The sequence below is a fragment of the Chitinophaga hostae genome (assembly GCF_018224885.1).
GTDB classification, from domain to species: domain Bacteria; phylum Bacteroidota; class Bacteroidia; order Chitinophagales; family Chitinophagaceae; genus Chitinophaga; species Chitinophaga hostae.
The window spans coordinates 56,265-70,930 of record NZ_JAGTXB010000012.1 but is presented as its reverse complement, the minus strand read 5'-3'; the positions used below and the strand labels follow the sequence as shown (position 1 = coordinate 70,930).

Genomic DNA, 14,666 nt, shown 5'->3' with positions numbered 1-14,666 from the left:
ACTGATATTTGGTTAAAGACTACTTCACTAAAACGATACAGGTACAACCGCGTTGCACATCATAATTGTTATAAATTGTCACTGTTAATAAAAAAATATGGCTGTAAAAAGATCTGTTTGCCCGGTCAGCGAATTGATGCTTCGCTGACGAACGATGGTAATGCTGATTTAGTTTGGTTTACAAGATAATTTTTTCACGTGGCCAGGCACATAAAACCACCATACCCGCCTCTTAAGGCCGCTACAAGTAGGCTTTTCATAACTGGAAATTCAGATTAATAATTACCTGACCGGTATCCTGGTGACACCTCGTTTTTAATCATATCTATTTTGGTTGAATGATAATACGGTTACCCTCTTTTCTGATGCCTGCTTCCAGCATAGCACCCAATGCCTTACATAAACTTTTTTCATCAGTTATCAATACACGCCCACTGATCTTCGTATCGCGGAATTTTTGCGGTTGCAATATTTCTACTTCATACCCATAATTCGCCCGTAGTAATTCAGCTATTTCATTAACAGACGTATGCTCAAATTTATAATCGCCATCCTTCCAGGCAGCGTACAGCTGCGGATTTACGTGATCCAGCTGTATCTGGCTGTCTACCACCATCCCTCTTTCTCCCGGATGCAACAGTAATTCCCGGTTAAAAGCGGTGGCTTTAATCAACCCCGTATTTACCATTACTGCGGTATGCCGTTTATCTTCATTAACGGTGAAAGACGTACCCAGCACGGTTACGGTCATATCGGGTACATGTACCATAAATGGCTTCTCCGCCTTTTTTACCACTTCAAAATACGCGCTGCCCTCCAGCCACACTTCCCGTTCGCCTTCTTCCTTCACATCCCGCATTTTCACCGATCCGCCCGGCTTTACCCATATCCTGGTACTGTCTGCCAGCAGCACCGTTTGAACCGATGCCTTTTTCGACACCAGCGTTACCAACGCTGCGGGCCGTGGATCATTACGTGTAAACAGGTAAGCGCCACCTGCGAGTAGCAGCACCAGCACTGCCGCCGCATATTTCAGCCAGCTGCCATGCTTAACAGGCAGACGCCGCTGATCTGCCGCCGGTAACCGCTTCAGCACCTGCTGCCAGCTTTGGTCTGCATCTTCCGCAGTAATTTTTGCCGCCAGCTGCTGGTCGAAAATGTCTTTTACCTGGAAATACAGCGCCTGGTTATCGGGGGAAGCCTTTAACCATACAAGTACCATCGCCGTTTCCTCAGGGCTCGCCTGTCCGTCAATGAACTTTATTAAGATCGTATAATCCAATTCGTTAGTATTAGGTTGTAATGGCATGTCTTTTAATTAGACGACAGGGAGGTTATTTCTACGTACAGTTTTTTTAATTTTTTTTTCAGAAAAACAAAAGATGGGAAGAAACAGGGATTACAAGCTACAATAAAATAAAAGAGAACAGGTAATTTACTCTCCGGACAATTCCCCTCAGCTGTTTTATGGCCTTATATAATTGCGTTTCTACGGTACGGGAGGAAATGCCCATGGCTGCAGAGATTTCACCGGTTTTAAGCCCCTCCAGGTAACGGAGCTTTACCACTTCGCGGCATTTTGGGGGTAATTCTTCTATGGCTCTCCACACGCTGGCCTCGAGATTGTCCTGTTCCAGCAGGCTTTGCCGGAGACCGTCAGGGTTAAAATGGTCCAGTTCTGCTTCCGTAAACGCAGGCAACGCTGCATTTACATAGCGCTGATGCACTGCCTGACGTTTGATATAATCCAGGCAGCTGTTATGGATACTGCGAAAAAGATAACTTTTAATACTGACATTAATGTTGAGGGAAGCTCTTTTGCGATGTACCTGTACAAAAACATCCTGTACGATATCTTCAGCGGTTTCACGCAATACATACTTACAGGCATAAGCCAGGAGAACTGCATAGCACTCTTTAAATACCAGCTCAAGATCAGCAACGTCTTGAGGTAATAACGTGGTGGCTTTATGACCTTCCTCTACAGGCTCCCCCATGGCTGACAAAAATATTTTGAAACAATTGATCCAAGATAATGATAATAAAGTTAATATGCAATACCGGGAGCGGGCATCGGGCACCATAACTTGTCAAACCTCATTTAGGGTGTCATTGCCGGCTAAAACGGGTACATTGTCCATTATACCAGGCCTCCACTCCTGTAATGCTCCCTGTTCCATTTACACTAAACAATAACTTAACAGGTATTTTCCTGCCATAGAATTCCACATCGGTGGCGGCGAAAATCTCAAAGGCGCCCCTTGTTCCCAATTTCGCGTACAATCTGCCTTCATTCAATATAATTTGTAAAACCGGTTGCCCGGCGCCTGCTGAATAGGCGCCCGGCAATATGGCTAACTGCTGCGGAGAGAGCTGCCGGACCGCTAAGGGTGATACCGCTGCATCACCAGTGTCAAACAGTATCCGTTCAACATCCGCCCAAAAAACATTCACCGGCAGCGGCGATACATTACTCAGTATTACTATCGTTAATTGATAAGCCGGGTAAATGACCAGCAGTGACGAGCTGCCGAAAGTACCGCCTCCATGATAATACGCCTTCTTCGCATTCGCTTCTTCCCGCCGGATATACCATCCATACCCATAGGAATGACCATCGATATCACTATGGGGAGCAAATAGGCTCGCCCGTATCTTATCACTCCAGAAGTCTCCGGAAAAACTATTGGTCCAGCTTACCAGGTCAGCGGCAGAACTGAAAAGATCTCCGGAACCCTTCATAAGGGAGAAGTCTCTGCCGGGCGCCGGTATCATACTATCTTTTACCTGGTGGTACCCTGCACACATGTTCTGTAAATCCATTCCGGTCCTATAAACACCGGTATGGTTCATCTTCAGCGGACCCGTTATTTTCTCCGCCAGGATATCCGCATAACGTTTGTGATATACCTGCTCCAGGATGGTGGCAAGCAAATAATAACCCGGACTGCTATAGGCGGCCTGCGTACCAGGACTGAACAACAACTTTGAATTAAAAATGGCGGCCAGGGCCTGTTCGGGATTTAACCCCATGGAAAGCCCCGGGACAAATCCGGCTACTCCCTGGTTATGGGCTATCCCTGCGCGATGAGACAACAACTGATCTATCGTGATACTACGCCATTCATGATTATCCAGACGGGGAAAGAATATGGCAAGCGAATCACTTAGCTTTATTCGCTCTTCTGCACATGCCAGCATTACCAGCATAGCGGTAAATGATTTGGTGACCGACGCTACTTTAAATAAAGAACTATCATTGAAATAGGTATCCGCCGAACATTGACCCACCATCTCAGCGCAAACGATTTTCCCTTGCCGGCAAATAGTGACCATGCCACTAAAGCCTATCTCCTTTTTCTTTATTGCCAGGTACCGCTGCAGTTTATCTGCAATACTATCCTGAAATTGGGCAACTGCGCAGTGATAAGTCAAATGAAAACACAGCATCAACAAAAAGCCACATTTTTTCATAACTGATGTTTTGCAATAAGTTGCGGAACATCATAAAAATCTTACAACTGCAACAAACCTTTTTTTTCTGATAATGCCTGTCAACTGTCGGTCAGGGCTGCCGCTCCATCAGGTAAAGGTCGAGCCCCTGTCCCCAATAATCTTTCTCTGTATTAACAATACGATATCCCAGTTTTTCAAAAAACTGATATGCTTTTTGAGAAGTGGTCACCACCAGTTTTTCAATACCCGGGTCCGATTTGAAAATCTCCAGGCAATGCCGGACCGATTTCCGACCCAGGCCCAGCCCCGCATACCCGGGATGAAATAATATCCAGGTGATCTGCCCCTGCTTATTATGCCGGTCAATATGATACCCTACCCCTCCGGCTATATTCCCCTCATGCTCCACTGTGAAGTAAGTCTGCGCATGCTCATCCAGGTACTTTTCATAATCAGCCAATTCTTTCGGATCAAAATATTCCGGCATATTAAGCCGGAAGATATCAAGGAGTTCCCCTTTATCAGCAGCGTTGTAAGGTCGTATCATATGCTTATGGTTTTAAGATCCGGATATTTCTACCGTTGATAGATATACTCCAGGGCTTCATCCCTGTTATTAATAAAATTCACGGAACTGTAGGTAATTTTTTTATCAGGCAATAATGCACCTTTCCTGCCTTTCCAGTTTTCCCAATACCTGGTGGAATAGCCGATCACGATCCCTGTGTTCGGAAGCCTGAATCCGCGTACTTCCCCGTAGTGGTTGATATTGCCGCTGGTCATTTGTCCAACCAAAATGGCGTTGGTATATCTTTTAAATGCAATAGCATTCATTAAAGCAGATGAAAAAGTTTGTTTCCCGATGAGCACATAAAAATGTCCTTTCTTATTTAAATAGCTTTGCTGAATGCTGTCAATAAAAGGTGACAGCACACCCGAATTACCTCCACTGTTAAACCGAAGATCAACAATAATTTTCTCCGGACGCAGGCTGTTTATCTTTGAAAACAGTTCTTCGTTAAATTGCAGGAATGGATGATGCTCGTCCTCTACACAATGAACAAAGTTGAAATAGATTGTTTTTCTGGCGGGGTCATACTCATACCAATAATCCCTGTCGCGCTCCTTATAGGGCAGCAGCGATCCGTATTGTGCGGACAATGCTAAATTTAAGCTATCCTTATCAACAGCATGGAGCGTTACCTGCCGGATTTCACCGTTCCTGTTTTGCAACGTCAACTCCGCGTTTTCGCCCGAGTTCAGGATCCCTAACCCCTTGAGAAAAGATGGATTATTCAGAAACTGTTGCTCGTAGGTTTCAAAATAAGACGGGTTATCCGATTTAATTACTTCTTTAAATTTTCGGTTAATTTCATCAATGGGATGCCCGTTAATCGCCCTTAGCTTAGATGAAAGCGCTATCGATTGCTCCCGGTCTATACCCGTAACAAAGATACCGTCGTCGAACGCTGTAAACGCAACCGGCAAAGCCGTTTTAAACTTCGGCTCAATCCTGGTATGCTCGTCGCCAATCGACACATTTAATTTAAAAAGCTCCACCATGAAGGTCTCATAGTTCAAGGTGTCAATTTTTCCGGCTACCCTGGCAACTTTATTTTCAAATTCAGTTTTGCTGATTTTATTAAACAGGTTTTTATGCTTCACCGGAAGCGTATCCCTGTAGTACGCCAGGTCCTCCAACAGTTGCTTTTTTGTCAGACGCTGGGAAAATGACTCACTAGAAAACAGTATGAACAGGCAGGCTATGAAAAGCAGATATTTCTTCATTTAGCGGATTTTGATTGTCTGGTAAACCAGGACCACCTACAAACTGTAAATGTTACCCTTCTGATAAATCTAAAAAAAATCTGTAAGAAGGCAGCATAATTATAGTCGCCTTACCTTCCTCCTGCGGCCTGCATACCGCTGCGCTCCGCCCTGATGAAAAGCAGCACGCTATCCATCACCGCATCATGATTATTTATAAAATCCGTTCTGCTGTTGTGAATAATCTTATCAGGTAAAATACCTGCGCCATAGGGTATTTCTTTTTTAGGCTGTACATACTGTTCGAGATCCACTACCGAAATGCTGAAAGTGATGCCCGACTGCGGCAACCGGTAAGACAAACTATTATGACCTGTGTGTCCGTAATAGCCGCCCATGGTTTCGGATCCTATTACCCGGGCATGCCCTTCACTTCTTACCATGGAAGCAAATAAAGAGGCCGCCGATGCTACTGCCGGGTCAACGAGCAGGTACAAATTTCCCCTAAAGGCCAAACTATCCGGTTGCCAGAACCGGCAGTAGTCAGGGTTCTGGTAATATTTCCCTTCCCGGAACCGGTTATGTTCGTCCAGTAAATTTTCTTCCAGGTCCCGCACATCAGCGGTATCGTCCGTGCAATATTGCCGGTACGGCACCCGCTGAAACAAGGTAAAGGCCGATGCATTTTCTTTAAATGGCTGATACGCCAGGTAGGAAAAGGTGAGCAGGTCATTGGGATCAGTGCCACCGCCGTTGCCACGGATGTCCACAATTAAATGGCGGATGTTTTTTGCTTTCAGGGTGTTAAATGAGCTGTGCAGGAATTGCTTATACGCCGCATGTTTCGCTGATTCCGCGTTACCTAATGCAAAAGTAGGCACAGTTAGTATAGCCGCCCGGGAACTGTCGATTAAGCGGAAAGTATAGTTGTCGCCCATCGCAGTATCGAGTGCAAGGGAATGACGTTTTTTATATTGTGCCACATACGCCGGCAGGGAAACCGCCGGCAAGGTGATGCTGTCATTTACCCGGAAACTTCCGGCAGCACCATATTCCAGGAAATAAAACCAGGGAAACCATGCATTGATGCCCTCGCTCTTCCCGCTGATATTAAAGCCATCTGTAGTGTAGTACTTATAAAGACCAGGGATGATCTGTTGTACAGGAACGCCGTTGATGGAATGAATTTCGGTACCGACGGCCATCTTCTGTCCGTCAATATTGACCAGCAACTTTCCGTCTGCCAGCTTTACCGGGTAAGGAAAGTATCCTTTCGCCGCAAACAACTGCTTTTTCAACTTATCAGGGAGAAAAATATCATCATGCAAACTCCCGATATAACTCATAATAGTTGTCAGTTGGCGATAGAAGCCACATACATCGGTGATGGCAGTAATTTGTTTTCTGCCGGCAGTAAAAATACTGTCTATCTGTTCTTTGGAATGATACTTATAAAGACCGGCATGTGTTTTTTCCAGGATGGACCTGTACAGGTCAAAATCGGCCAGCAGCTTCGCCTTGCCGGGAGTTGGACAATGCTGTGCCAGCCCACGCTGAAGGGGCATGCAAAACAACAACAGGATAAGTAAACAGGAAATAATTGTCTTCATGGTTTTGAAAGCTGCCATAACGCGTGCCATAAAAAACAAACATAAAAAGCAATATTTTGTACATTGAAAATAACAAAATATGTTCGGTTACAGCACAATGAGCGTTCAATTTCAGGTGCTATTTCCTGCCGTGATAAATTTATCCGTAAAGCGTATCTTTAAAATCTAACACCGCAACTCATGAAGAAAATTGTTGTTTGTTTTTGGGCTTTGCTGGGCACTTTTGTCAGCCATGCACAGGATAATTTCACGCATATCAAAACCGGCGATACGGTTCCTTCTTTCAGCTTTGAACTAACGGAAGGTAAAACAGTTCACATCTCCGACTACAAAGGCAGGCTGGTATTGCTGAATATGTTTGCTACCTGGTGCCCGCCCTGTAATGCAGAGCTACCCGAAGTACAGAAACTGATATGGGCGCCGCATAAGAATGACCCGCGTTTTGCGTTTTTTGTTTTTGGCCGGGAAGAAGGATGGGAAAAACTGAAACCTTTCAAAGAAAAGAAAGGATTTGATTTTCCGATATTACCCGACGAAGGAAGAAAGATTTTCAGTTTGTTTGCCTCCCAGAATATCCCCAGGAATTTCCTGATAGATGAAAACGGTAAAATAATTTATTCGTCTACAGGCTATTCAGCAGAAGAATTACAGGAATTGGTTGACCTGATAAATACACGGCTGAAATAGGCGGCAACATACCCGGAAAACTATGTGCCATAAAATAAGGATGACATGTTAAATTTCAGAAAGATACTGCTTTTGGCGGCGTTGTTATTGCCCGTGGTACCGGCGTACAGCCAGGCGGGCAAACAACGCTACCAGCTGATCGCACATCGTGGGGGCGTTACCGATAGTATACGACAGGAGAACAGTCTTGCTGCGCTGGAGGAAGCCGCCAACCGGCGCTATTATATGATAGAAGTCGATTTGCGGATGAGCAGTGACAGTGTACTGGTAACTCATCATGACGACAATCTGAAACGCAGTTTCGGCATCGACAGGTCTTTGTCGGCGCTGACCTGGCAGGAACTGAACCAATTGAAGAACCGGCAGGGATACCGGATCCTCTCATTTGAAGAAGTGCTCCAACACGCGCAGGGGCAGCTACAAATAATGATTGACCTGAAGATCCGCGGGAATCATCCGGTTATTTTTAACCAGGTGATAGCGCTATTGAAAAAGTATCGTCTTTATGAACATGCGCTGATGATCGGTACAGACGAGGCTACTCCTTTCTTTACCGGCAAAATAAAACTCAGTTGTACGAGGAAACAGCTGGAAGAGAACATTAAAAAGCCGGGGTACAGCCCTTCTCATTATTATCTTTTTTCCGGAGATATTACTCCCGAAGATGCAGCCTGGGCGAAGAAACACGGCATCCTGGCGGTAGGCGTACTAAACGCCTGGGCGCTTAAAGGAACCGATAGTATGCACCAGGCGCAGCTGCAGGCACAACGGCTTATTAAGGCCGGGCTTACCTGTTTCCAGGTAGACAGTATATTTGAACAGTTCTTTCAATAAAGGAACACTGCACAGCACCATTGTGCAAAGAGGTATATCAAAAGTAATCTGAAGCCCCCGGGAATTGCGTAAACGTAAATGCTCGCCAACAGACAACCGGGTAAAAATTACTTTTGATACACCAACCCATGTTAACGTTGCGTTTCCAATCCGGCAGATACTGCATCCAGCAGCCGGAAGGTATGTTCAAAAGTAGCAGGCATGGCAAGTAATGGTGCTGCTCCCTGCCTTACCACATTTACGAAATAGGCTATTTCAGGATAGTAACCGTGTTGCAATACGCTGTTATTGTCAGCCACCGGTACAGCTACAGCAGCATTCCTCACCTGGAGCCGTCCGTTCCGTTTAAACAGCTTATCAATAGGGATACCACCAGGTCTGAATCCCAAATCCTGCACCAGGAAGGTTCCGGGATAGTCGATCGTGACGCTTCGTTTGGGTGTAACAAATTGCAGTTGATCTGTAAATGAAGACCACGCGTAACAGGTGGACAGTTCCATGGTACCTGTTGCCTGCGCATGTTGCAACAGCAATTGCACCTGTATCCCACCGTTTATTTTGTTTGCGGTGAAATAGTATTCCTTTACCGGCCCAAAAAGTTGCAGCACATTATCTACCGGGTGACAAAACAGCTCCATCACTGCATCCCCTTCAGGATAAGGGCCGGTAATATATCGTGCCTGATAGCTGAAAGCTTGTGTGAATGCTTTTGCAAACTGTTGGTTTACCGGGTTAAATCGTTTGTTAAAGGCAATCATGCATCGATCTGCATGGCGCCCTGTCGTCAGTTCCTGCAGCTCCTGAAAACCGCTAACACCGGGCTTTTCTACAAATACATATTTCTCTGCCTGTAAGGCAGCTTTCACCAAAGGCAACTGATACTCATTTTTTGTACATATAAAAACGCCTTTCACGCTGTTGTCCTGCCAGATGACCGAAAGATTGCTCACGCCCCTGCAGGCTGGGAATAAGCGGGCCGTCTGTTCTGCCAGCTGCTGGTTGCGGGAATAGATATATCTCACCGGAACGCCTAAACGTAATAACACCGGATACAGGTTATCCATGCTATGTTGCCCGATACCGATAAACGCAAAGCTGCACAATGAAGGGTCATGCCAACTCAATTCCATCATTGCTTTTTTTCTTCGCCGGTCTTTATACCGGGCTGCCAGATAAGCTATCATATTTCGATATCACTGTTTTAAAACGTTCCTGCTGATCATTCCATTGATAGTTACCCAATACGGCAGCGGTGATGCCGGCACCGGCCAGTTGCTCCGCCTGACGGAACAGCGTAACATCATACTTACGATGAAAGTTGATCCAGCAGCCATTACATTCATGGCAATGCTTTTTCTGCAGGGCAATAGTCGCCGCGTCATTATAAATCGTATCCAGGCTTTTCTCATTAACGTTGCCCAGCTTCAGATCCAGGTTCTGGCAAATAGGTACATTACCATTAGGCAGCACTACTACGCTATCGAAGATGGAATAACACGGCAGTTTCAGCTCGCCCCGCTGCCAGTATTTATACAAGAGCAGGAAATCGAGGTTTTCCTCAAAGTTGCCCAGGCGCTGAATAATTTCCGGGGGAATCTGGTACCCCGATGCCGCCGCAGAAGCAGTAGGGTGTACGCCGTCATCATGCGCTTTTTCTACAGTATCGAAATAAGAAATATTATTATAAATACCTACCCGCAGATCTATTCCGTAACGGGTACAAACCTCCATCACATGCGCCAGATCATCAAAGCTGTTGTAAGGAGAAAGGGTAAACATCACTGAAATACTACAGGTTTTATGCAAGGTTTCAATCACGTTCAGCACTTTACCGTAGCCATCTTTGCCCCGCATGTATTGATATGACTCCCGCGTACCATCCAGTGAAATAAATAAGCGTTTGGGAGGAAACTGCTGCACTGCACGGATCACTTTCTCCGGTTGCAGGCAATTGGAGAGTAAATCAAAATTAGGATGATGCGTATGAAACCATTCCAGTATTTCAAATGCCTGCGGATGCAGCAGGAATTCGCCACCTTCGAGTCCTACGGTAGTAGCACTACTGACGCATTTGCTTTCCATGATTTCGATAATTTTTTCTTTAGAAAGATACGCCACTGGTCGTTTTGCCCATATCAGGCAGTGTTTGCAACGGGAATTACAAAGATCAGTAGCGTATATCATCAGCGTAGACAGCACCTTCCGCGAAGGGTATAACTGATTACGCACGAAACGGGTCCCCCTGGAGAGATAATCGGAAGTTTTATACATGGCCTTGTTTTATGAGAAAATGATAAGGAACACAATACCTGCGGCAATAAGGCCCAGTGCGGGCAAAATGAGATATGCCAACAGCCTGGCAAGTTGCTGGTGCATTTCGTCGTCTTCATATTGCATACCCGATATTTTGAGACTAATACACCTGGTTTAAAAAATACCCTTATATGAGTGGTAATGAATTTCTATTCCGGGATTCAACGGACTTTTGGCTACAAACTAGCGACATCAGGCTACAGCCAAATTCCGGAACCGCGCGATCTTTGCAACGGGATTTTTAAATTTAGTTTTATGAGAACTGTTCTGATCACCGGCGCTAACAAAGGCGTTGGCTTTGAAACAGCCAGGCAGCTGGCACAACTGGGAAACTTTGTCTTTTTAGGCAGCAGGGACATTATTAGCGGACAGCAGGCAGCTGATCAGCTGAAAGCTGCCGGCATCACCAATGTGGCGGCCATCCAAATCGATGTAACAGATATAGATGCTATCAGGAAGGCAAAAACGGTATTAGACCATCAAATCGGTTCGCTGGATTTGCTGATAAACAACGCCGGTATTGCCGGGGAACAACCACAGCATATGGCGGAATGCAGCATGGAAATTATCCGCAATTTATTTGAGACGAATTATTTTGGCGCTGTTCAAACAACACAGGTCATGTTGCCGCTGTTAAAGCGCTCGTCGGCGCCCGCCATCATCAATGTGTCAAGTGAGGTAGGATCATTGACCATGCATATGGCAGCCGACAGGCGCCCTAACTGGAGCAATTTTTCGGCGTACGGCGCCTCCAAAACGGCGTTGAATGCTTTCACCGTGATGCTGGCCAATGAACTGCGCGGACACAACATAATGGTCAACAGCGTTACCCCAGGTTACACGGCCACCGGCCTTAACCAGTTCAAGGGTACAAAAACCGTTGCCGAAGGCGCCAGGGCAATTGTACAACTGGCGATGTTAACAGACAGCGCTGTAACCGGCAGATTCTTTAATGACAGCGGGGAACTTCCCTGGTAATTACCACTCCATCGGTACCGGCAATAAAAAAGCCCGCAGATATAATACCTGCGGGCTTTTAAATATCTGTGCCGTTATACTTTCAGGAAAACCTTGTGCTTATACATAAAATACAGGAACAACCATTTTACAAATACAAAGGTGATCGCTAATGCTACCGCTCCATATGGATCTCCGATCAACTGCCCCAGCCATATAAAAAATGCGTTGTTAGTATAACTCCAGTCAATAAAATGACCTGAGATGTAAATGAGGATAGAGTTCATACCTATTACCCGAAAGAAGAATGCCCACTTTTTGTATCCTGCGATATCGATCACATAGTAAAAAAGCGAGAGCAGCAACAGGCTGATACCACCTACCTGCAACACAAAGGAGCTGGTCCACAGATTTTTGTTGATAGGAAAATCAAGGTTCCACAATTGTGCCAGCACCAGGAAAATAACCCCTGCTAACGCCATCCAGCCTACTTTTTTCTTCGGGGACATGGGATTGTTCCGCAGTAAGTTCCCTGTCAGGATACCCAGCATCGCTGTACTGATAGCCGGGAAAGTAGAGGCCACACCTTCGGGATCATGAATGCCCAGGTACAATTTACCGGGAACAATACAACGATCCAGGTAGGAAGCGAAATTCCCTTCCATTGTCAGATCCCCGGGCGCAAATCCGGGCGCCGCCGTAAACTTTAACAGTAACCAATATACGATCAGGATACCCGCAAACCAGATCATCTGTGCCCGTTCCTTTGTATACAGGTAAATGATGTTGGCGAACATATAAGCCAGGCCAATTCTTCCCAATACGCTGCAGAAGCGTATTTGTGAAACAGGTTGCAGCTGCAGGCCATTATTATAAATAACACCCAGCAATACCAGCATCAATCCTCTTCTGATAACACGCCCCAGGAGCATGCGGCGACTTTTGCCTTTCTCCAGCTCCCTCCCTACCGAATAGGGTGTAGAAACACCTGCCATGAACAGGAACAAAGGGAAAATAAGGTCATAGAAATGGAATCCGTTCCAGGCAGGATGCTCCAGTTGCACCGAGATAGCCTCCCAGAATGGCGTGCCGGTGGCCTTTGCGATTTCGTTGAAGATGTCGCCACCACCCATGATCCAAAACATATCAAATCCACGGAGGGCATCCAGCGAGTATAGCCGGGTTGTTTTCTCGCGCTCACCAGTGGCTGCAGAAAGGGTTTCTGTTGAGGCAGGAAAAGTTGTTAATGTACTCATGTATGGTTCAGTATTGAAAAGATCAACAATCTGTTTGAATAAAAAATCGATTTTGATTGTACAGGATACAAGCTAAGAAAAACGAAATTAATTTTTTTTAAAAATAATCAGAAAAGGAAATGGATGCCTGTTTACATCTTGCTAAAAATTATTAAACATTTGATTATCAATTATTTACTTAAATACACCGGCAATTTTTCATAAGCCGTTCGAAACAGCCCCGGCCCAACATCCACCTCAACGATTATATTTGTGTATCAACAGCAAACAATGAAAAAAAACGTTCTCCTATTGCTGATCATAGCAGTAAGCATGCTGGCATGTAAAGTCACCACGAGGAGTGGCAAACACGGATACCTCTATACGCAGAAAGCAGGACGGGCCGAAAAACAATGGAAGCTCGTATGGCAGGATAATTTCGACGGCCCCCGCCTCGACACCGGCAAATGGACCCGCATTCCGCCCAATAACGCAGCCTGGGGCAGGCATATGACCTCCGATGACCGGTGCTACCAGCTCGACAGCGGCAAATTGTACCTCAGGGGTATCAATAACCCCGATACGCTAAAAGATCCGAGACCTTTCCTCACTGGCGGCATTTACTCCAAAGGTAAATTCGCATTTCAGTACGGGAAAATAGAGATCCGCGCCAAACTGGAATGTGCCCAGGGAGCCTGGCCCGCGATGTGGATGCTGGCGGAAACAGATAGATACGGGCACTACCCTAAGAACGGGGAAATTGATATCATGGAACATCTGAATTACGACAGCATCTTCTATCAAACCACCCACTCTTATTACACGCTCAACCTGAAACAAACAGACCATCCGCCACATTATGGAACGGCGGCGTTAAATCCGCTTGATTTCAACACCTTCGGCATCAGCTGGTATCCCGATAAAATTGTATTCCACCTTAATGGAAAACCAACGTTCACCTATCCACGGGTACAGGGAGTGGACCCGTCCCAATGGCCCTACGATCAGCCGTTTTACCTGCTCATAGATCAGCAACTGGCTGGCGACTGGGTAGGGAAAGTAAATCCGGGTACCCTGCCGGTACAAATGATTGTTGATTGGGTAAAGGTATATCAGTAAAAAAGCTGTTAGCCATTAGCTTTTAGCTTTTAGGAAATGCAGCGGGGATAATTGTTTGAGAATACGGCGGAGATAATTGTTGGGGAATGTGGCGGAGACAACTGTTAGGGAATGCAGCGGAGATTTAGATAAAGTATCATTATCTTCATCAGATAAAAGAGAAAGACATGAGTACTGAAAAAGCGATTCTTGCGGGAGGTTGTTTCTGGGGTGTGGAAGAGCTGATCCGTCATCAGCCCGGTGTGCTTACTACCGTTGTCGGATATACGGGCGGGGATGTTCCCAACGCCACATACCGCCATCATGGCACACATGCAGAGGGTATTGAAATTACGTTTGATCCGGCTGTATTATCATATAGGAAGCTACTGGAATATTTCTTCCAGATCCACGATCCTACCACCCGGAACAGGCAGGGAAATGACGTAGGTACTTCCTACCGCTCTGCTATCTTCTACCTGGACGAAACTCAACAGGCTACCGCCGTTAAATTAATTGAGGAAATGACGGCATCGGGAAAATGGCCAGGTAAGATCATTACCGAAGTAGTGCCTGCCGGCGACTTCTGGAACGCGGAAGAGGAACACCAGGATTATCTGCAAAAACATCCCTACGGCTATACCTGCCACTTTGAGCGGCCCGAATGGACCTTAAAATAATTGGTATACCTTAAAATCAAAAGACCCTG

The 14,666-nt window shown here is 45.8% G+C and carries 14 protein-coding genes; 5 read left to right on the top strand and 9 right to left on the bottom strand.

The features are described from left to right. Positions 1-325 precede the first annotated feature (325 nt). From KE626_RS22345 to KE626_RS22320, 6 genes are all read right to left on the bottom strand, one after another. A complete protein-coding gene (locus tag KE626_RS22345) occupies positions 326-1,309 on the bottom strand; it encodes a FecR family protein (RefSeq protein WP_211975222.1) in 984 nt (327 codons plus the stop codon). Positions 1,310-1,406: 97 nt separating this feature from the next. Then, complete coding sequence (locus KE626_RS22340; RefSeq protein WP_211975221.1) at positions 1,407-1,997, bottom strand: RNA polymerase sigma-70 factor; 591 nt, start codon at positions 1,995-1,997, stop codon at positions 1,407-1,409. A 112-nt stretch (positions 1,998-2,109) separates the two neighbouring features. After that, a complete protein-coding gene (locus KE626_RS22335) occupies positions 2,110-3,474 on the bottom strand; it encodes a serine hydrolase domain-containing protein (RefSeq protein ID WP_211975220.1) in 1,365 nt (454 codons plus the stop codon). A gap of 91 nt (positions 3,475-3,565) precedes the next feature. Next, complete coding sequence (locus tag KE626_RS22330) at positions 3,566-4,003, bottom strand: GNAT family N-acetyltransferase (RefSeq protein ID WP_211975219.1); 438 nt, start codon at positions 4,001-4,003, stop codon at positions 3,566-3,568. 29 nt (positions 4,004-4,032) lie between these two features. Continuing rightward, entirely contained in the window at positions 4,033-5,244 is a 1,212-nt protein-coding gene (locus tag KE626_RS22325) for a S41 family peptidase (RefSeq protein ID WP_211975218.1), read from the bottom strand. Positions 5,245-5,354: 110 nt separating this feature from the next. Next, entirely contained in the window at positions 5,355-6,833 is a 1,479-nt protein-coding gene (locus KE626_RS22320; RefSeq protein ID WP_211975217.1) for a S41 family peptidase, read from the bottom strand. 180 nt (positions 6,834-7,013) lie between these two features. Here KE626_RS22320 and KE626_RS22315 point away from each other — a divergent pair, with 180 nt between their 5' ends. Both KE626_RS22315 and KE626_RS22310 read left to right on the top strand, forming a co-directional pair. Beyond that, the gene (locus tag KE626_RS22315; RefSeq protein WP_211975216.1) at positions 7,014-7,520 is read left to right on the top strand and encodes a TlpA family protein disulfide reductase; all 507 of its coding nucleotides are present in this window, start codon (positions 7,014-7,016) and stop codon (positions 7,518-7,520) included. A gap of 45 nt (positions 7,521-7,565) precedes the next feature. Next, complete coding sequence (locus tag KE626_RS22310) at positions 7,566-8,354, top strand: glycerophosphodiester phosphodiesterase (protein WP_211975215.1); 789 nt, start codon at positions 7,566-7,568, stop codon at positions 8,352-8,354. 131 nt (positions 8,355-8,485) lie between these two features. Here KE626_RS22310 and KE626_RS22305 read toward each other — a convergent pair whose 3' ends face one another. Next, positions 8,486-9,538 (bottom strand): Gfo/Idh/MocA family protein, encoded by a 1,053-nt coding sequence (locus tag KE626_RS22305; protein WP_211975214.1) that lies wholly within the window; start codon positions 9,536-9,538, stop codon positions 8,486-8,488. Beyond that, a complete protein-coding gene (locus KE626_RS22300; RefSeq protein ID WP_211975213.1) occupies positions 9,510-10,625 on the bottom strand; it encodes a radical SAM protein in 1,116 nt (371 codons plus the stop codon). The genes KE626_RS22305 and KE626_RS22300 overlap by 29 nt, the downstream gene beginning before the upstream one ends. Positions 10,626-10,922: 297 nt before the next feature. On the opposite strand from KE626_RS22300, the gene KE626_RS22295 reads away from it, so the two are divergent. Next, positions 10,923-11,645 (top strand): SDR family oxidoreductase, encoded by a 723-nt coding sequence (locus KE626_RS22295; RefSeq protein WP_211975212.1) that lies wholly within the window; start codon positions 10,923-10,925, stop codon positions 11,643-11,645. 74 nt (positions 11,646-11,719) lie between these two features. On the opposite strand, the gene KE626_RS22290 is transcribed toward KE626_RS22295, so the two are convergent. After that, positions 11,720-12,880 (bottom strand): acyltransferase family protein, encoded by a 1,161-nt coding sequence (locus KE626_RS22290; protein WP_211975211.1) that lies wholly within the window; start codon positions 12,878-12,880, stop codon positions 11,720-11,722. A 270-nt stretch (positions 12,881-13,150) separates the two neighbouring features. On the opposite strand from KE626_RS22290, the gene KE626_RS22285 reads away from it, so the two are divergent. Both KE626_RS22285 and msrA read left to right on the top strand, forming a co-directional pair. Then, entirely contained in the window at positions 13,151-13,978 is an 828-nt protein-coding gene (locus KE626_RS22285; RefSeq protein ID WP_211975210.1) for a glycoside hydrolase family 16 protein, read from the top strand. A gap of 167 nt (positions 13,979-14,145) precedes the next feature. Further along, complete coding sequence (gene msrA / locus KE626_RS22280; protein ID WP_211975209.1) at positions 14,146-14,637, top strand: peptide-methionine (S)-S-oxide reductase MsrA; 492 nt, start codon at positions 14,146-14,148, stop codon at positions 14,635-14,637. The last annotated feature ends 29 nt before the right edge of the window (positions 14,638-14,666 follow it).